This is a genomic window from Arenimonas sp., from assembly GCF_036275555.1.
Lineage (GTDB): Bacteria > Pseudomonadota > Gammaproteobacteria > Xanthomonadales > Xanthomonadaceae > Arenimonas.
Genome location: NZ_DASUDO010000013.1, coordinates 1 through 16,460 on the forward strand (window position 1 = coordinate 1; position 16,460 = coordinate 16,460).

Below are 16,460 nucleotides of genomic sequence, written 5' to 3' on the forward strand. Positions count from 1 at the left end.
GCGACGTAGCCGGCGTCCTCGTACAGCGCGAGGGTCAATTCAAGATCGCCGCGGCCGGTCTCCCAGATGGTGGTCAGGGAGTAGCGGTAGACGGCGATGCTTCGTCCGCTCGCCTCGGTGGCCTGCAGGGGACCGTCGAAACGGCCGGCGCCCGGCGTCGCGGCCTCGGGCGGGGGCAGGATGCGGCCCAGCGAGGACGCCGACTCCCAGCGCAGGCCCTCGCCCACCACGCCGGCGTACAGGCCGCTGCCCGGGCGGTCGAAGCGCGGATCCGGCGGCACCTGCGGCATCACGATGGCGCCGGAGCGCAGCACCTCGGCGCCGTTGAGGTAGGCCTTGGCGAAGTTCTCGAGGCGTTCGCGCTGGCTGGTCAGCGCGGCCTCCGAGAAGGCGCGGTCGAGCGCGTAGCCGGTCAGCCCGAGGAAGGCCACGAGCGCGAGGCCCGCGGCCAAGAGCTGGCGCGCCTGCAGCGAGAGGCGGCGGCGCACCATCGCCACGGGCGCTTACTCGTTGCGCGGGATCGCGAAGCGGTAGCCGCGGCCGCGCACGGTCTCGATCGGCTTCAGCTCGCCGTCCGGATCGAGCTTCTTGCGCAGGCGGCCGATGAAGACCTCGAGCACGTTGGAATCGCGGTCGAAGTCCTGCTGGTAGATGTGCTCGGTGAGGTCGGCCTTCGAGACCAGCTCGCCCGCATGCAACATCAGGTACTCGAGCACCTTGTACTCGTAGCTGGTCAAGTCGACCGACGCACCGCCGACCGTGACCGTCTGCGCCGACAGGTCGAGCTTGACCGGGCCGCACTCGAGCGAGGGCTTGCTCCACCCGGCGGCGCGGCGCAGCAGCGCGTTGATGCGTGCCAGCAGCTCCTCGACGTGGAAGGGCTTGACCAGGTAGTCGTCCGCGCCGGACTTCAGGCCCTCGACCTTGTCCTGCCACGAGGAGCGCGCGGTCAGGATCAGGATCGGGAACTTCTTGCCCTCGGAGCGCAGGGCCCGGACCAGGTCCATGCCCGACATCTTCGGCAGGCCGAGGTCGATGATGGCCATGTCGAAGGGCACTTCGCGGCCGTGGTACAGGCCTTCCTCGCCGTCGCCGGCGGTATCCACGGCGAAACCCTCGCGCTTGAGGCGCGCAGCCAGGGTCTCGCGCAGCGGGGCTTCATCCTCGACCAGCAGTACGCGCATGTCGTCTCCTTTCGACAGGGGCCGACCCTTGCGGGCAGGCAAAACAGGAACGGGATCGAATCAGTCGCGCTCGCGCGGCATCTCGTCGCCGGGCGGGGGCGGGGCAACGGGTTCGCTTCGGACCGGGGCACGCGGGCGGATCAGGCTGTCCCGGCGGCTTTCGCGCTCGCGGAGCTGGAACCGCGCCTCGCGCGGCGGCGCGCGCGGGGACATGTCCTGGTCCTGCAGCACGCGCACGCGGCCTTCCGGGGTGAGCACCTTGAGGCGATAGACCTGGCGGCCGCCGCGCTGCATCGGTTCGGCCTGGAGCACCCGGCCGCCGTCGCGCTCGACCTGGCGGACGCGGGCCCCGGCGTCGTCGCGCTGGCTCGGGCGCGGCGCCTGGTCCTGCGCCTGCACGGGCGCCATCGCCACGAAGGCGATCAGCAGCAGCACGGGGCGAAGGACGGTCGGCATCGTCGGGATACTAGCTCCAAGGGGGTCCGCTAGCCAGCCGGACCATGCGGCGAAGTCTGGGCGGGATGCGGTGAATCCATTCTGAACCCTAAGCCCTTCAAGTACTTGGCCGCGGGCGGGGTTCAGCACTCAGTAGATTTCCGCCACGCAGCAGCGCAGCGAGCCGCCGGCCTTCTCGATTTCATCCAGCGGCACGGCGCCGACCTCGAAGCCGGCGGCGGCCAGCACGGCGCGCTGGTCGTCGCGCAGCGCCGCGGCGCCGGCCGCGCTGAACCAGGCGCGCCCGGGCGCGAGGGCGATGCAGTTGCCGGCGAAGGCGGCCTTCTGCCCCGGATCCAGCACCACCACCGCCGGGGCGTACAGGCCCGCGATGGCGGCGGCCACGCCGGGGTCGGCGAAGCCTGCCGGGCAGACCACCAGGGCGCGGCCGGCCAGCACGCTCATCACCACGTTGGCGTGGTACTCGCCGGGCGCGAGGTCGAACAGCAAGGTCGCGCGCAGGCCGAGTGCGTCGTGCAGGGCCGCGGCGCCCGCTTCGTCGCAGCGCTCGCCGAGGCCGGCGAAGGCGATGCCGCGGGCGCGGTCGACCACCACCGAGCCGGTGAGTTCACAGACCCCGGGCCGGTCGCGCAGGTCGTGTTCCTCGCGCCCCATGGCGCGGAAGAAGCCACGGATGTCCATGCGCTCGGCCTCCCGCTGGCGCACCGGGTGGCGCATGCGCCCGACCATCAGCCGGCCCGGCGCGGTGGCGAAGACATTGTTCGGGAACAGGCCGTCGGGCGCCTCGGGATCGCCCGGGAAGGCGATGACCGGCAGGTCCTGCGCCAGCGCGCGCTGCAGGCCGCGGTGCTGGGCCAGCGCGCGCGCCGGGTCGACCGCCGCCGACAGATCCATGTAGGCGTTGTCGCTCGCCGACTGCTCGGCCAGCGCGAAGCCCTCGGGCGTCACCAGGAAGGCCGCCGACGCGCACCCCGGGCCAAAGTCCGGCGCCAGCGCGCGTGCGTGGGCCACGAAGGCGTCGGCGTCGCGCGTGATCATGCGGCGCGCCCCGCGCGCACGGTCATCGCCAGCGCCTGTTCGATCAGCTCCCAGCCCGCGCCCGGGCGCGGCGCGCCCTCGCTGATGACCTGCCGGAACGCGCGCCCGCCGGGCTGCCCGTGGAAGAGGCCGAGCAGGTGCCGGCTGACGTGCTTGAGCGCGACGCCGCGCGCGCGCTGCGATTCGATGTAGGGCCGCAGGGAGCGCAGCAGTTCGGCGCGGTCGCGCGGCGGCGCGCCCGGCGCGAACATCGCCTGGTCCATCAGGTGCAGGCGATAGGGCTCGTGGTAGGCGGCGCGGCCGATCATCACGCCGTCCACGTGGTCCAGCGCGGCCACCGCGTCCTCCACGGTGGCCAGGCCGCCATTGAGCAGGATGCGCAGCTTCGGCCGCTCGCGCTTGAGGCGGTGCACCCAGTCGTAGCGCAGCGGCGGGATCTCGCGGTTCTCCTTCGGGCTCAGGCCCTGCAGCCAGGCCTTGCGCGCATGCACCACGAACAGGCCGCATCCGGCCGCGGCGACGGTATCGACGAAGGCCAGGAAGACCTCGTAGTCCTCCATCTCGTCCACGCCCAGCCGGCACTTCACCGTCACCGGCACCGGCGAGGCGGCCGCCATCGCGGCGACGCACTTGGCCACCAGCCGCGGCTCGCGCATCAGGCAGGCGCCGAAGCGGCCGGCCTGCACGCGGTCGGAGGGGCAGCCCACGTTGAGGTTGATCTCGTCGTAGCCCCAGTCGGCGCCGATGCGGCTCGCCTCGGCCAGGTGCGCCGGGTCGCTGCCGCCCAGCTGCAGCGCCACCGGGTGCTCGATCGGGTCGAAGCCCAGCAGCCGGTCGCGGTCGCCGTGGATCACCGCCTGCGCGTGCACCATCTCGGTGTAAAGCCGGGCGTTGGGCGCCAGCAGGCGGTGGAAGACGCGGCAATGCCGGTCGGTCCAGTCCATCATCGGCGCCACCGTCAGGCGGGTGGCTTCGGGGGCGGGCAGCGGGATCATCGCGGCAGTTTACCGGCTCGCGGCGCCCCGCCGGTGCCGGGGATGACCTGCGTCAAAACGGACCGCGGTCCACGGCGGCACACTGGCGCCATCCCCCCTCAGGAGAAGCGCGATGAACCGGGTCCAGGGCAAGGTCTGCATCATCACGGGCGCCGCGCTCGGCATCGGCAAGGCCTGCGCCGAGCGGCTGGCCGGGGAAGGCGGCGCGGTCGCGCTGTTCGACCTGCACGACGCCGAGGGCGAGGCCATTGCGGCCGCCCTGCGCGCCAAGGGGGCCCGCGCCCGCTACTGGCACGTCGATGTCAGCGACGAAGCCGCGGTGAAGAAAGCGATCGACGCGGCTGCGGCGGAATTCGGCGGCGTGCACGTGCTGGTCAACAACGCCGGCATCTCGGGCTCGACCAAGCTCACGCACGAGATCACCGAGGCCGAGTGGGACAAGGTGCAGGCGGTGAACGTCAAGGGCGTGCTGTTCTGCTGCAAGCACGCGATCCCGCACATGAAGGCGGCCGGCGGCGGCAGCATCATCAACCTCTCCTCGATCTACGGCCTGGTCGGCGCGCCCGACGTGCCCGCCTACCACGCCTCCAAGGGCGCGGTGCGCCTGATGAGCAAGACCGACGCGCTCTGCTACGCCGCCGACAAGATCCGGGTGAACTCGGTGCACCCCGGCTACATCTGGACGCCAATGGTCGAGAACCACCTCAAGGCCAGCGGCGCCACCGACATCGCCGCCGCGCGCAAGGCGGTCGGCGAGCTGCATCCGCTCGGCCACATGGGCGACGTCGACGACATCGCCTGGGGCATCGTCTACCTGGCCTCCGACGAATCCAAGTTCGTCACCGGCGCGGAGCTGGCCATCGACGGCGGCTACACCGCGCGCTGATTCGTGATGCTGGCGCCGGCGCCACCGCGGAAGCGAAGGTCGTCTCGGTGCCGGCGCCACCGCGGAAGCGAAGGTCGCTTCCTGCTCAGTGAAGACTTTTATTTCGCAGGAAGCGACCTTCGCTTCCGCGGCGTCGCCGGTGCGTGACATCTGGTTTGGTGAACGAAGGGCCCGCAGCCGCGCGCTCCGATGCTTGCGCGTGCGGGATCTGGACCAGGGCGCGGCATCTTTCTCGCGGACCTTGCCTGATTAACCCGTTCGCGCCCTGAACTCCGCTGCGGCCCATCGCGCGCGTCCCTTCGGACGCGAGGTGTTGCGCCGGCGCGAGCCCGGAAGGTGGCCAGATTGGGAGACCTATCCGCCCGGCGGCGGGTGTGGGGCCTTGGCGGCTCTTGTCGGTCCACGCTTTTCCGACCGCTCCGTCGCCACGGCATGGGCACTCGATGGTTCTTGAGGAAAGCTGAGGGCTCAAGCGCTTCGTTGCTCGGGCCCAGCGAGAGCGCAATAAATTGCCGGGGCGCCATCGGAAAAGCATGGGCCGAGGCGCTACGCCTCGCACCCACCCCCGCCGCCGGGCGGATAGGTGCTTCGAACTGGCCACCTTCCAAGCTGGCCAGAAGGTGACATTCCGCGTCCGGAGGGACGCGCGCGATAGGCCGTCTGCAGCCACTTGAATTGCGCTGGTTAGCCAAGCCAGGTACGCGAGAAAGATGCCGCGCCTTGGTCGGTGATCTGCACGCGCAAGCATCGGAGCGCGTGGCCCCGGGCCTTCCGTTGGGCACCCACGCCGCCATGCACCGGTGGCGCCGGGAAAGCGAGGGTCGCTTTCTCCGACATAAAGGCTTCACGGAGGAGAAAGCGACCCTCGCTTTCCCGGTGACGCCGGCGCCATACCCTCGGTCCGAAAAAAAAGGGCAGCCAACGGGCTGCCCTTTTCGTCCGGATGCAGGGGGCGACTCAGCGGCCGCCCTTGTCCTTGCCTTTGCCCTTGCCCTGGCCGCCGCCGGGACCGCCGGCCGGGGCCGGGCGGCCACCGCCGTTGCCGGGGCCGGGCGCCGCCGACATGCGCGCGCTGCCGCCACCCTGCGCCTGCGGACGGCCACCGCCGTTGCCGCGCATCTTGCCGTGGCCCTGGCCCACGCGGCCCTTCAGCGAATGGAAGGCCGGCGAGCCCGGCTTGATGCCCAGGCGCTGCGCGATCGCACCCCAGCCCTGGCCGTGGTCGCGCTCGTAGATGTTGAGGATCTCGAGGCACGGGCGGCCGAGCTGGTAGGCCAGCGCGCAGGCGTAGTAGATGTCGCCGGGCGCCCAGCGGCGGTCGACGTAGTACTCGCGCACCAGGTAACGCGGCGCGCCGTAGCTGACCACCACGTCGTCGATGAACCCGTCCGTGTTGCCGCGCGCGAACACGTTGATGTCGCCCAGCTGGGCATCCACGGCCACGTCGCCCGTGCGCGGGCTGAAGCCGATGGCGAAGCTGTCCACGATGGCGTGGGCACCCGCCGAGAACACGAGGGAGAGCGTGAGCAGGCTGCCGGCGATCAGGGTCTTCATGGCGGGTTCCTTGGTGAGGGATGCTACGGGGCGCAGTGTGCCGCCAGGCGCTGAATGCCGCGTGAGCCTGGCGGCAATCCGGTCGCCCGGGGCGCCAGGTCAGCCGGGGCGGTCGAAGTGGCCGGCGAATAGTAGCGCACGCTCGCCCCGGGGCGTGGCGGCGCTGACCGCGACGCGCACCGGGCCGGGGCCCGGCGCCGGGCGGTGCCGGAACTCCCAGCCGGAACGCGCCAGGCGGGCATCGCCCAGCACCCGGGCGACGTCTTCACGCAGCCCCCCGGTGGCGCAGGCGAAGCGCTCGCCTTCCACGGTGATCTCGACGGCATCGAGCGCACCGTCGTCCAGCGATGCGGCCCAGCCGCGCAGGTGCAGTTCCCCGTCGGGCAGCCGGCGGCGCTCGTCGGCCCAGCCCCAGGGGCCGCGCCGGAACGCGCGCAGCGCGGCGTAGTCGCGGCCGGGCGCCTCCGCCACCAGGTACAGGTCCTGCTCGTGCGCCAGCCCGCGCGGGATGCGGTGGTGGCCGTGGCCTTCGCCGCACGTCCGCGCGATCACGTCGGCGACGTAGCCTTCGGAGACGTACATCGTGCCGTACAGCGCACTGTCGAGGTCGGCGTTCTCGCTTTCCGGATGGAACAGGAAACCGGACGCCGGCAAGGGCTGGCCACCCGGCACCATCCAGGCGTCATGCACGCTGAAGCAAAGCACGCCGCCGGGCGCCAGGCAGGCGTGCAGCCGGCGCAGCCAGGCCTCGAACAGCGACGGCGGCAGGTGCGAGAACAGCGACGCTACCCAGATGAAGTCGAAGCGGCGCCCCGGCTCGAACAGCGCCGGATCCGCCGGCGACGCGACGGTGGCGACGCCGAAGGCATCGCGCACGAACACCAGCGCCTCGGGCTGGATCTCGGCCGCCAGCAGCCGGTCCGCCGGGTGCGCCAGCGAGAGGAAGCGCAGCAGCCGGCCGTAGCCGCAGGCGAAATCGAGCACGTCAGCCTGCGCCGCGCGCTCGCCGAACAGCGCCGCCATCACCTGCCTTGCCGCGTGGTACTGCTGCAGGGCCACGTTGAAGTACTGGGCGAACGAGGCATTCGCCTCGCCGTGGTGGCGCAGCGAGTGCGCCAGCATCTGGTCGCCCGGATGGATGCGCAGGTTCACGCGGTCGGCCCCGACGCCCGGCGGCAGGAAGCCGCAGTGGCGCCAGACCGCTTCGCGCAGGGCCGGGTCGTCGCACAGGCGGTCGGCCTGCGCCCACAGGCCCGCCAGGTCGCTCACAGCCGCTGCAGCCGGTACAGCACGCCATCCACGGCCGGCCGGCCCTCGGCCTCGAGCATTTCCAGGGCCCCGTCGGGCTGCAGCCAGAACCAGCGGGCCGGGCCGTCCGGGTCCAGGCGATAAACCACCGCCGGCGCGCCGTTGATCTGCACGGTCTCCTCGCGCCATTCCCCTTCCTGCAGGAATTGCTGGTTGCCCTCGCCGCCCAGGTAGGTTTCCTCCAGCAGGTACCGCGCGCCGTCGGCGTCGGCCCGCAGCTGCAGGCGGGTCTGGATCCCGTCGCAGTCGGCGCAGGGCAGCACGCCCAACCAGCTGCGGTCGAAGGCCTCGGCCTCGTGCGCCGGCGCACTCTCGGCCTGGGCCGGCGCCGGCGGCGCGGGCGCCGCGTCCCCACCCTCGCGCCCGCACCCGGCCAGGGCCACCAGGCCCAGCAGGACGAACGCAGGCAAACCTCGGAATTTCGCAACCATCGGGGCCTCCGGACTACGGCCTCATCTTAGGTTCTTATCCGGACCGCGTGGTAGCCGCGCGCCGGATCGCGTCCGGCAACCCCGTTTGCCGACCCCGCGCGTTGAAGGCAGTGCCAACCCGCACCGGAGGTGTCCCATGATCCAGCGCAGCCTGCCCCAGCCCTCGCCTTTCGCCGACGTGGATGCCAAGCGCATCGCCGGCAACACGCTGGCCATCGCCCTCCACGCCGCGGTGTTCGCGGTGCTGCTGGTGCCGAGCACCTGGACGCCGCCGGCCAAGCCGACCCGGGTGGAGCGCATGACCGTGCTGCCGGAGTTCGTGCCGCCCGAGGAAATCAAGGTGATGCCGGCCCCGCCCGAGCAGCCGGTGATCGAACGCCCGCGCCCGACGCCGGTGACCAATCCGGTCCAGACCACGGTGCCCGTGATCGACTCCCCGCCGGTCATGGACGAGGGCAGCGAGCAAGCCGTCGCCGTGGACCCGGGCCCGCCGGTCGAGGACAGCTTCGAGCCCGGCCCGCCCCAGCTCGCCACGCTGGCTTACGACGTCTACCCGCCGCCGCGTTACCCGCGCCAGGCGCTGCGCAACGGCGACACCGGCACGGTGCTGCTGCGGGTACTGGTGGATGAGCAGGGCTGGCCGAAGGAAGTCGCGGTCGAGACCAGCAGCGGCCACCGCGAGCTCGACCGCGCGGCCCGCGAACAGGTGCTGTCGAAGTGGCGCTTCCATCCGGCCACCCGCCAGGGCCGCCCGATCGCGGCGTATGCGCTGGTGCCGATCGGCTTCAACCTGCCCTGAACCGCCGGCGGGAACGGGCGGGCCCTGAACGGCCCGCTCACACCGGTTCGACGGTTCGCCTTCACAATGGGTGAACCCCGAACCGGTGACCGCCATGAACAAGCCCCTGCTCGCCTGCGCCCTCCTCCTCGCCGCCGCGCCCGCCTTCGCCCAGCCGGCCGAGGGCCAGCGCCAGCCGCCGCCGCGCTGGACCTTCGGCGTGCTGGCCGCCGATCGCGACGCGCCCTACGTCGGCCTCGACGAAGGCCTGCTGGTGGTGCCGCTGGTCCGCTTCGAGGGCGAGCGCGGCTACCTGCGCGGCCTGCGCGGCGGCTGGCGACTGCGCGACACCGACACGCACGAGCTGGCGGTCTTCGCCCAGGCGCGCACCGACGGCTACGACCCGAAGGACTCGGCTTTTCTCGCCGGCATGGCCGAGCGCAAGTTCTCGCTCGACCTCGGCGTCGCCTCCGCCTGGACCATCAAGAAGGTCGGCGTGGTCGAGGCCGCGCTGTCGGCCGATGCGCTCGACCGCAGCGGCGGCTACGAGGCGGCGTTGTCCTGGAGCGGCCTGTTCCGCGCCGGCGGCTTCACCTTCGTGCCGGGTGCATCGGTGCGCTGGCAGTCGGACGACATGATCGACTACTACTACGGCGTGCGCGCCGGCGAAGCCCTGCCCGGCCGGCCGGCCTACCAGGGCGAGGCGGCGGTGATCCCGGACGTCTCGCTGCTGGTGCAGCGCAAGCTGGGCCCGCGCTGGACCCTGTTCGCGCGCGCCAGCCACCCGTGGCTGCCGTCGGAAGTGAGCAACAGCCCGATCGTCGGCGACGACAACCCGACCTCGGTGTTCATCGGCCTGGGCTGGTCGCCCGGGGAGTAAGCGCTCAGGCGTCGAGCACGACGCGGTTGCGGCCTTCGCGCTTGGCGCGGTAAAGCGCGGCATCGGCGCGCGCCACCAGGTGTGCCGGCTCCTCGTCGTGCGTGGCCTGGGCCGCGCCGATGCTCACCGTCACCGGCTCGTAAGGCCACGCGGTGCGCTCGAGGTCGCGGCGGATGCGCTCGGCCACCTTCACCGCCAGCGCGCCGCCGATGCCCGGCAGCAGCACCGCGAACTCCTCGCCGCCGAAACGCGCGGCCACGTCGCCCGGCCGCAGCGCGGCCTGCAGCGCCACGCCCACCAGCCGCAGCACGTCGTCGCCCGCCGGATGGCCGTGGCTGTCGTTGTAGCGCTTGAAGTGGTCGATATCGATCATCAGCAGCGCGAAGTCGCTGTCGCGCTCCCGGCGCTGCAGCAGCATGCCTTCGATCGCCTGCTGGAACGCGCGGCGGTTGCCGAGCCCGGTCAGGGCGTCGGTGTGGGCATCCTCGCGCAGGCCGCGCACCAGCTGCCGTTCGCCCTCGATGCGATCGAGCAGCGCGCCCACCGACCAGACCAGCCACGCGACCAGGCCACCCGAGGCCACGGCCAGCAGGGTCAGCGTCGCCTGCGGCGTCAGCACCTCGTTCGACTGCAGCCATTGCGCCCCGAACGCCAGCACGCTGGGGATCAGCAGCGAAGGCAGCAGCGCGCGCCGCGTGAGCACGCCGCCGAAACTCCCGGACGACAGCACGCGCATCATCCCCTCCTCCGGGCGCGCGGCCAGCCAGCCCAGCGCCAGCACCAGCAGCACCAGGGCCGTGTGGATGGCCACCGGGAAGAAGGGCGTGACCGAGGTGGGCGAGGCCATCTGGTAGCCGTACGTGGACATGGCGTACAGCGCGATCAGCACGACGCCCAGGGCGCAGGCCTGCGCCAGCCCCAGCCGCCGGGGCGAACAGTGGGCCAGGCCCGCGAGGCCCAGCAGCGCGAACGCGAGCGTGGTCAGTTCGGACATCCGGCCCGGGATGCGGCCGCGCTCGAGCGCCTCCGGGTCCTCGTGGAAAAGCGTGTCGATGCCGAGGTCGATGCCCCAGGCAAACTGCGCCATCGTCGCCAGGCCCAGCGCCAGCACCGACAGCGACAGCAGGCCCGAGGCCGGCCCGCCGCGCGTGCGCGGCCACTGGCAGGCCAGCAGCGCGAGGCCGCAGGTGCCCACGCCGATCGCGGTGTTGATCTTCATCGTGGCCTGGCCGGGCAAGACCGACTTCATGGCCTCGCTGTCCAGCCACCAGCCGAGCAGCACCATGGCCGAGACCGCCATCGAGAACAGCGCGGCGCCGATGGCCACGCGACGGAAGCCGGCCACCACCCGCGGGTTCGACGTGCGCCTCGCTGCCTGCTCCACGCCACCTCCCTCCGGGAACGCCCCGGAACCAGCCTAGCCCAGCGGCACCGCGCCGCCTAGCGGGCTCACAGCACGTCCGGCGGGGTGTCCAGCGCGCAGCGGTCGAGCGCGGCCAGCAGGGCCGCGTCGTGTTCGATGGTCGGCAGTTCGTGCACGAAGAACCAGCGGCAGGCCGCCAGCTTGCCGGCGTAGAAATCGCGGTCGGCGGCCGAGGCCGGCGCCGCCGCGCTGGCCACGCGCGCCTGCCGCAGCCAGATCCAGGCGATCGCCACGTGGCCCACCAGGCGCAGGTAGCGCGACGCGTTGGCCAGCGCCAGCCGGACCTCGCCACGCGCCATCGCCTGGCCCAGCACGCCCGTGGTGCGCGCCACCAGGCCGGCGGCGCGCACCAGCGCCAGCGCGTGCTCGGCCAGCGCCGGCACCTTGCCGGCCTCGGCGGCGGTGGCGGCGATTTCGCGCAGCAGCGCCTTGAGCGCCGCGCCGCCGTCCATCATCGCCTTGCGGCCCAGCAGGTCCAGCGCCTGGATGCCGTTGGCGCCCTCGTGGATGGGATTGAGGCGGTTGTCGCGCCAGCACTGCTCGACCGGATACTCGCGCGTGTAGCCGTAGCCGCCGAGCACCTGGATGGCGAGGTCGTTGGCCTCCAGGCAGGCGTCGGCGGACCAGGCCTTCACCACCGGCGTCAGCAGCTCCAGCAACCGGTGCGCCTCGGCGCGGCGCGCCGGGTCGGGATCCTGGTCGTGCGCATCGACGAGGGTCGCCGCGTGCATCGCCAGGCCGAGCGCGCCCTCCACGCGGGCCTTCTGCTGCAGCAGCATGCGCCGCACGTCGGCGTGTTCGATGAGCGCGACCGGCGGCGAGGCCGGGTCCTTCTGGTCGGGATGGCGGCCCTGCCGGCGTTCGCGCGCGTACTGCAGCGCGTAGCGGTAGCCGGCGCTGCCGAGCATGATCGCGCCGACGCCGACGCCGATGCGCGCCTCGTTCATCATGTGGAACATCTGCGCCAGGCCCTGGTGCGGCGCGCCGACGAGTTCGCCGAAGCAGTCGCCGCGCTCGCCGAACTTCAGGAAGGTGTTGACGATGCCACGCTGGCCGAGCTTGTGGTTCACGCCGGCCAGCTGCACGTCGTTGCGCGCGCCCAGCGTGCCGTCGTCGTTGACGCGGAACTTGGGCACGATGAACAGGCTGATGCCCTTCACCCCCGGCGGCGCATCCGGCAGGCGCGCCAGCACGAGGTGGATGATGTTGTCCGACAGGTCGTGCTCGCCGCCGCTGATCCACATCTTGGCGCCGCTGAGGCGATAGTGGCCGTCGCCCGCGGGCTCGGCGCGGGTGCGGATGTCGCCCAGCGAGGAGCCGGCCTGCGGCTCGCTCAGGCACATCGTGCCCAGGAAGCGGCCCTGCAGGATCGGCGTGCGGTAGCGCGCGCACTGCGCCGGCGTCGCGTGCGCCCGGAGCAGGTTGGCAACGCCGCGCGCCAGCAGCGCGTAGCCGGCGGTGGACACGTTGGCCGCCGCGAACATCGCATCGCAGGCCAGCGCCACCGTGTAGGGCAGCTGCATGCCGCCCTCCTCCGCGTCCGCCAGCAGCGCGCTGAAGCCGGCCTCGGCATAGGCGTCGAGCGCGTCCTTCACCGCCGGAAGTATTTTGACGCGGCCGTCGACGAAGTGGGGCTCGCTGAGGTCGGACGCGCGGTTGTGACTGGCGAACTTCGCCATCGCCAGTTCCGCGGCGGCATCCAGCGTGGCGTCGAAGGTTTCCCGCGAGTGATCAGCGAAGCGCGGGTGGCGGCACAGCGCGGAAACGCCCTCGACCTCGTGCAGCAGGAAGTCGAGGTCGCGGCGGTCGAAGGGAACGTGTGCGCTCATGCCATGGCCGCCTTCGCCCGCAGCCCAGCCACGGCCCGCGGGATGCCCGCCGGCGCGTCCGCGGTGGCGATGCGCTCGCGGTGCGCGGGCTCGAGCCCGTTCTCCAGTTCGTGCGCCCAGGTCACTTCGTAGGGCATGTGCACGCCCCAGCCGCCCAGCCGCACCACCGGCTCGATGTCCGAGCGCAGCGAGTTGCCGACCATCGCGAAGCGGTCGGGCGCGACGCCGAATTCGGCCAGCACGCGCGAGTAGGACCGCGCGTCTTTCTCGGAGACGATCTCGATGCGCCTGAACAGATCGGCCAGCCCCGAGGCCGCGACCTTGGCCTCCTGGTGGAACAGGTCGCCCTTGGTCACCAGCACCACCGGCAGCTCGCGCGCCACCGCCTCCACCGCCTCGCGGATGCCGGGCAGCAGCTCCACCGGATGCGTCATCACCTCCTTGCCGATGCCGACGATGCGGTGCAGGTCGGCGGCGCCGATGCGGCCGCCGGTGACTTCGAACGCCGCCTCGAGCATGGACAGCGTCATGCCCTTGGCGCCGTAACCGAACAGCTTGAGGTTGGCGCGCTCGGTGGCCAGCAGGCGGTCGTGCAGGCGGGCGTCGGCGAGGTCGACGTAGCGGCCGACGATGGCCTCGAAGGCTTCGTTGGCCGCGCGGTAGTAGAGCTCGCTGTGCCAGAGCGTGTCGTCGCCGTCGAAGCCGATCAGTTCGATCATGGGTGTGGACCATCGCAGGGAAGGGGGCAGTCTACCCGCCCGGCAGCGCGCCCCGCGATGCGTCATGATGGCGGCCGCCGCCCGCCGAGGAGCACGCCATGACCCCCGTCCTGAAACCCGTCTCGATCGCCCTGGCCTTGCTGGTGCTGGCCACCGGCGCCGTCCACACCGCGCAGGCCGAGGACTGGAAGGACCGGCTCAAGCGCAGCCTCAACCGCGGCGGCGCCGTCACCGAGCAGGAAGCCGCCGGCGGCATCCGCGAAGCCATGGCCCAGGGCGTGCAGCGCGCCGTGCTGCAGCTCGGGCAACAGGACGGTTTCTACGGCGACGAGGGCCTGCGCATCCGCGCCCCGGGGCAACTGCGCAAGCTCACCGACACCGCCCGCCAGCTCGGCGCCGGCAGGAAGGTGGACGAGTTCGAGCTCGCCATGAACCGCGCCGCCGAGAGGGCCGTGCCGCTCGCCGCCGACGTCTTCGCCGACGCGGTGCGCCAGATGACCGTGCGCGATGCGCTCGACATCGTCCGCGGCGAGCCCGATGCCGGCACCCGCTTCTTCCGCCGCGTCACCGAGGACCGGCTGCGGGCCGAGTTCCTGCCGATCGTCAGCAACGCCACCGCGCAGGCCGGCGTCACCCAGCGCTACAAGGCGCTGGTGGGCCGCAACAGCGGGCTGCTCGCCGCACTGGGCGGCAGCGAGGCAGTGGACCTGGACCGCTACGTCACCGACGAGGCGCTCGACGGCCTGTTCGCGGTGGTGGCCGAACAGGAGCGCGGGATCCGCGAGGACCCCGCGCAGCGTTCGACCGCGCTGCTGAAGAAGGTGTTCGGCGGCCGCTGAGCGCGGCTCAGCGCTCGGGCTCGGGCTGGAATTCGCTGCCGCCGATGATCACCTGGCCCGCGACCAGGGTGTAGCGTGCGTCATGCGGGCGGCCGAACACCGCCTGCGTCGCTTCCGCCAGCGTCGCGCCGGGTTCGGCGGCGAACCAGTAGCGCCCGCAGGCATCGCCCATCGCCGCCGAACGCTCCAGCCGCGAGGGGCCCAGGCCCTGGCCGGTGATGCGCTGCGGCAGGTCGCCGCTGGCGAAGATCGCGGTGACCCTGGTTTCCGGCGACACGCGCACGGCCCAGGCGCTGGCGTCGGGCGCGGTGAGCAGCAGGGCGACCTCGCCCGGCACCACCACCTCGACCCGGCGGATGGTTTCGCGACCGGGCTCGGCCAGCTCGCCCGGCTCGCCGCCGTCCACCACGAACAGCTTGCCCGGTACCGGCAGCGCCACGCCGGGCAGGCGGCAGCGGCTCCAGTCGAGGCCCGTGGTTTGGGCGGGCGTGACCACGATGTTCTCGTCGGCCGAGGGCGCCGGTGCCTCGTCGCTGCAGGCGGCGAGGCCGATCAGCAGGGCGAGTCCGGGGGCGGCGCGGAAAACAGGGGTCATGGCGTGGATCCAGGGGGCGGTGTCCGAAGCATAGCGGCCCCGCGCGGCGCTGCCACCTGTCAGGGATGCTCGGCCTCGGCGTGCACCCGCTCGCGCCGGATCAGGTAGATGCCGCTGGCGACGATGATGCCGGCGCCGGCGAAGGTCCAGCCGTCCGGCAGCGCCTGCCAGATCAGCCAGTCCAGGCCGAGCCCCCAGGCCAGCGCGCTGTATTCAAACGGCGCCACCACCGAGGCCTCGCCGCTGCGGAAGGCCTCGGTGATCGCGACCTGGCCCAGGAAGCCGCTCAGCCCGACGCCGGCGATCACCCAGGCGTCGCTGGCCTGCAGCGGCCGCCAGTCCGGCCAGGCCAGGGCGGCGGCGCCCGCGCCGGTCATCAGCAGCATCCAGAACACCATGCTCTGGCCGCTGTCGGTGCGATGCAGGACGCGCACCAGGATCGACGACAGCGAATACGCGCTGGCCGACACCAGCACCGCCAGCCCCGCCAGCGTCATCACGCCCTCGCCGGTCGGCCGCAGCACCACCAGCACGCCGAGCAGCCCGACGAAGATCGCGGTCCAGCGCCGCGGCCCGACCTTCTCGCCCAGCAGCGGCACCGACAGCGCGGTGATCATCAGCGGCGCGACGAAGAACAGCGTGTAGGCGCCGGTCAGCGGCATGCGCTTGAGCGCGTAGGCGAACGCCGCCAGCATCACGATCGACAGCACGCCGCGCAGCAGGTGCAGCGGCCAGCGGATCCGCAGCAGGGCCAGCGCGCCGCCGGTGGCGATCACCCACGCCATCACCAGCGGCAGCGAGGACAGGCCGCGGATCGCCGCCACCTGCATCGGCGGATAGTGCGCCGCGAGGTGCTTGAGGCCGCCGTCCATCAGCGAGAACAGGCCGACGGCCAGCAGCATCGCGAGGATGCCGCGCAGGTTGGTCTTGGATTCCATGCCGCCATTGTGCGGCATGGCGGGCGCGGATCAGGTGCCGGTGGCGTCCGACACCGGGCCGTCCGGATCGCGGCAGGTGCGGATCACCCAGCTGCGGATGCGCTCGCGCTGCGACTGCGTCAGCTCCAGCCAGGGCATGCCTTGCGTGGCCTCCTGGAACTCGTGGGCCAGGGTGCATTCGCTCTTGGTGGGGGGGCGCTCGGCCGGCTCGGCGGTGGCCTCGCGGCGTGCCTGTTCCTCGCGCTCCAGCCGTTCGGCCAGGCGCTCGAGGTTGGCCAGGCGGGCGGCTTCGGCCGCACGGGCGGCCTCGGCTTCGGTCGCGGCGGCCTGTGCCGCTTGCTGCTCGGGCGTAGGTTCGGGATCGGGCGCGGTGTCGCGCTTCCACACCTGGGTCATGCCCTTCGGGCAGGGTTCGGACTGGATGCTGACCGCGCCCTTCTCGCCGGTGCACTTGTACAGCGACTCCGCCTGGGCCGCGGGCGCCAGCAGCAGGGCGAGCAGGACGAATCGGGAAAGCGGCATGGCGGACTCCTTGGCGTCGGCCCGCACAGGGTAGCGCGACCCGACCCGACGCGAGCCTGAACGGGGGCGCGGCCGCGGCCGGCGC

The 16,460-nt window shown here is 72.5% G+C and carries 17 protein-coding genes and 1 pseudogene; 4 read left to right on the forward strand and 14 right to left on the reverse strand.

Annotated features, from left to right (window positions below):
- From VFV21_RS04185 to dusA, 5 genes and pseudogenes are all read right to left on the reverse strand, one after another.
- Positions 1-497: pseudogene (locus tag VFV21_RS04185) on the reverse strand (two-component sensor histidine kinase); the annotation flags it as partial.
- A gap of 6 nt (positions 498-503) precedes the next feature.
- Entirely contained in the window at positions 504-1,184 is a 681-nt protein-coding gene (locus VFV21_RS04190; protein ID WP_329668231.1) for a response regulator transcription factor, read from the reverse strand.
- A gap of 60 nt (positions 1,185-1,244) precedes the next feature.
- A complete protein-coding gene (locus VFV21_RS04195) occupies positions 1,245-1,640 on the reverse strand; it encodes a hypothetical protein (protein WP_329668232.1) in 396 nt (131 codons plus the stop codon).
- 129 nt (positions 1,641-1,769) lie between these two features.
- Positions 1,770-2,678 carry an arginine deiminase-related protein gene (locus VFV21_RS04200; protein WP_329668233.1) on the reverse strand — a complete coding sequence of 303 codons (909 nt, stop codon included), beginning with the start codon at positions 2,676-2,678 and terminating at the stop codon, positions 1,770-1,772.
- Positions 2,675-3,673, reverse strand: a complete 999-nt coding sequence (gene dusA / locus VFV21_RS04205; protein ID WP_329668234.1) for a tRNA dihydrouridine(20/20a) synthase DusA — start codon at positions 3,671-3,673, stop codon at positions 2,675-2,677. Before dusA ends, VFV21_RS04200 begins: the two co-directional genes overlap by 4 nt.
- Positions 3,674-3,785: 112 nt before the next feature.
- Here dusA and VFV21_RS04210 point away from each other — a divergent pair, with 112 nt between their 5' ends.
- Complete coding sequence (locus VFV21_RS04210; RefSeq protein ID WP_329668235.1) at positions 3,786-4,559, forward strand: glucose 1-dehydrogenase; 774 nt, start codon at positions 3,786-3,788, stop codon at positions 4,557-4,559.
- A 957-nt stretch (positions 4,560-5,516) separates the two neighbouring features.
- Here VFV21_RS04210 and VFV21_RS04215 read toward each other — a convergent pair.
- The 3 genes from VFV21_RS04215 to VFV21_RS04225 all read right to left on the reverse strand — a co-directional run bounded on the left by VFV21_RS04215 (position 5,517) and on the right by VFV21_RS04225 (position 7,831).
- The gene (locus tag VFV21_RS04215; RefSeq protein ID WP_329668236.1) at positions 5,517-6,113 is read right to left on the reverse strand and encodes a hypothetical protein; all 597 of its coding nucleotides are present in this window, start codon (positions 6,111-6,113) and stop codon (positions 5,517-5,519) included.
- A gap of 99 nt (positions 6,114-6,212) precedes the next feature.
- On the reverse strand, positions 6,213-7,382 hold the full coding sequence (locus tag VFV21_RS04220; protein WP_329668237.1) for a class I SAM-dependent methyltransferase: 1,170 nt from the start codon (positions 7,380-7,382) through the stop codon (positions 6,213-6,215).
- On the reverse strand, positions 7,379-7,831 hold the full coding sequence (locus VFV21_RS04225) for a copper resistance protein NlpE N-terminal domain-containing protein (protein WP_329668238.1): 453 nt from the start codon (positions 7,829-7,831) through the stop codon (positions 7,379-7,381). The genes VFV21_RS04220 and VFV21_RS04225 overlap by 4 nt, the downstream gene beginning before the upstream one ends.
- Positions 7,832-7,988: 157 nt before the next feature.
- Between VFV21_RS04225 and VFV21_RS04230 the strand changes: the two genes are divergently transcribed.
- Positions 7,989-8,651: a TonB family protein gene (locus VFV21_RS04230; protein ID WP_329668239.1), complete on the forward strand. Its 663-nt coding sequence runs from the start codon at positions 7,989-7,991 to the stop codon at positions 8,649-8,651.
- 94 nt (positions 8,652-8,745) lie between these two features.
- Positions 8,746-9,510: a MipA/OmpV family protein gene (locus VFV21_RS04235; RefSeq protein WP_329668240.1), complete on the forward strand. Its 765-nt coding sequence runs from the start codon at positions 8,746-8,748 to the stop codon at positions 9,508-9,510.
- A gap of 4 nt (positions 9,511-9,514) precedes the next feature.
- Here VFV21_RS04235 and VFV21_RS04240 read toward each other — a convergent pair whose 3' ends face one another.
- The 3 genes from VFV21_RS04240 to VFV21_RS04250 form a co-directional block, all read right to left on the reverse strand.
- Entirely contained in the window at positions 9,515-10,894 is a 1,380-nt protein-coding gene (locus VFV21_RS04240) for a GGDEF domain-containing protein (RefSeq protein ID WP_329668241.1), read from the reverse strand.
- 65 nt (positions 10,895-10,959) lie between these two features.
- On the reverse strand, positions 10,960-12,762 hold the full coding sequence (locus VFV21_RS04245; protein WP_329668242.1) for an acyl-CoA dehydrogenase: 1,803 nt from the start codon (positions 12,760-12,762) through the stop codon (positions 10,960-10,962).
- Entirely contained in the window at positions 12,759-13,481 is a 723-nt protein-coding gene (locus VFV21_RS04250) for an HAD family hydrolase (protein WP_329668243.1), read from the reverse strand. The genes VFV21_RS04245 and VFV21_RS04250 overlap by 4 nt, the downstream gene beginning before the upstream one ends.
- A gap of 98 nt (positions 13,482-13,579) precedes the next feature.
- Here VFV21_RS04250 and VFV21_RS04255 point away from each other — a divergent pair, with 98 nt between their 5' ends.
- Positions 13,580-14,320, forward strand: a complete 741-nt coding sequence (locus VFV21_RS04255) for a DUF4197 domain-containing protein (RefSeq protein WP_329668244.1) — start codon at positions 13,580-13,582, stop codon at positions 14,318-14,320.
- Between the two features lie 7 nt (positions 14,321-14,327).
- Here the strand turns inward: VFV21_RS04255 and VFV21_RS04260 are convergent, their stop codons facing one another.
- The 3 genes from VFV21_RS04260 to VFV21_RS04270 are packed head-to-tail and all read right to left on the reverse strand — an operon-like array spanning position 14,328 to position 16,375.
- The gene (locus VFV21_RS04260; protein ID WP_329668245.1) at positions 14,328-14,915 is read right to left on the reverse strand and encodes a hypothetical protein; all 588 of its coding nucleotides are present in this window, start codon (positions 14,913-14,915) and stop codon (positions 14,328-14,330) included.
- A 59-nt stretch (positions 14,916-14,974) separates the two neighbouring features.
- Entirely contained in the window at positions 14,975-15,853 is an 879-nt protein-coding gene (locus tag VFV21_RS04265; RefSeq protein WP_329668246.1) for a DMT family transporter, read from the reverse strand.
- 30 nt (positions 15,854-15,883) lie between these two features.
- The gene (locus tag VFV21_RS04270) at positions 15,884-16,375 is read right to left on the reverse strand and encodes a DUF4124 domain-containing protein (protein WP_329668247.1); all 492 of its coding nucleotides are present in this window, start codon (positions 16,373-16,375) and stop codon (positions 15,884-15,886) included.
- Positions 16,376-16,460: the final 85 nt, after the last annotated feature.

What these genes read in the sequence shown, in the direction of transcription:
- VFV21_RS04260 (WP_329668245.1), bottom strand. Translation starts at nt 14,915, where the DNA reads ATGACCCCTGTTTTCCGCGCCGCCCCCGGACTCGCCCTGCTGATCGGC.
- VFV21_RS04250 (WP_329668243.1), bottom strand. Translation starts at nt 13,481, where the DNA reads ATGATCGAACTGATCGGCTTCGACGGCGACGACACGCTCTGGCACAGC.
- VFV21_RS04255 (WP_329668244.1), top strand. Translation starts at nt 13,580, where the DNA reads ATGACCCCCGTCCTGAAACCCGTCTCGATCGCCCTGGCCTTGCTGGTG.
- VFV21_RS04235 (WP_329668240.1), top strand. Translation starts at nt 8,746, where the DNA reads ATGAACAAGCCCCTGCTCGCCTGCGCCCTCCTCCTCGCCGCCGCGCCC.
- dusA (WP_329668234.1), bottom strand. Translation starts at nt 3,673, where the DNA reads ATGATCCCGCTGCCCGCCCCCGAAGCCACCCGCCTGACGGTGGCGCCG.
- VFV21_RS04200 (WP_329668233.1), bottom strand. Translation starts at nt 2,678, where the DNA reads ATGATCACGCGCGACGCCGACGCCTTCGTGGCCCACGCACGCGCGCTG.
- VFV21_RS04190 (WP_329668231.1), bottom strand. Translation starts at nt 1,184, where the DNA reads ATGCGCGTACTGCTGGTCGAGGATGAAGCCCCGCTGCGCGAGACCCTG.
- VFV21_RS04210 (WP_329668235.1), top strand. Translation starts at nt 3,786, where the DNA reads ATGAACCGGGTCCAGGGCAAGGTCTGCATCATCACGGGCGCCGCGCTC.
- VFV21_RS04270 (WP_329668247.1), bottom strand. Translation starts at nt 16,375, where the DNA reads ATGCCGCTTTCCCGATTCGTCCTGCTCGCCCTGCTGCTGGCGCCCGCG.
- VFV21_RS04245 (WP_329668242.1), bottom strand. Translation starts at nt 12,762, where the DNA reads ATGAGCGCACACGTTCCCTTCGACCGCCGCGACCTCGACTTCCTGCTG.
- VFV21_RS04265 (WP_329668246.1), bottom strand. Translation starts at nt 15,853, where the DNA reads ATGGAATCCAAGACCAACCTGCGCGGCATCCTCGCGATGCTGCTGGCC.
- VFV21_RS04215 (WP_329668236.1), bottom strand. Translation starts at nt 6,113, where the DNA reads ATGAAGACCCTGATCGCCGGCAGCCTGCTCACGCTCTCCCTCGTGTTC.
- VFV21_RS04195 (WP_329668232.1), bottom strand. Translation starts at nt 1,640, where the DNA reads ATGCCGACCGTCCTTCGCCCCGTGCTGCTGCTGATCGCCTTCGTGGCG.
- VFV21_RS04230 (WP_329668239.1), top strand. Translation starts at nt 7,989, where the DNA reads ATGATCCAGCGCAGCCTGCCCCAGCCCTCGCCTTTCGCCGACGTGGAT.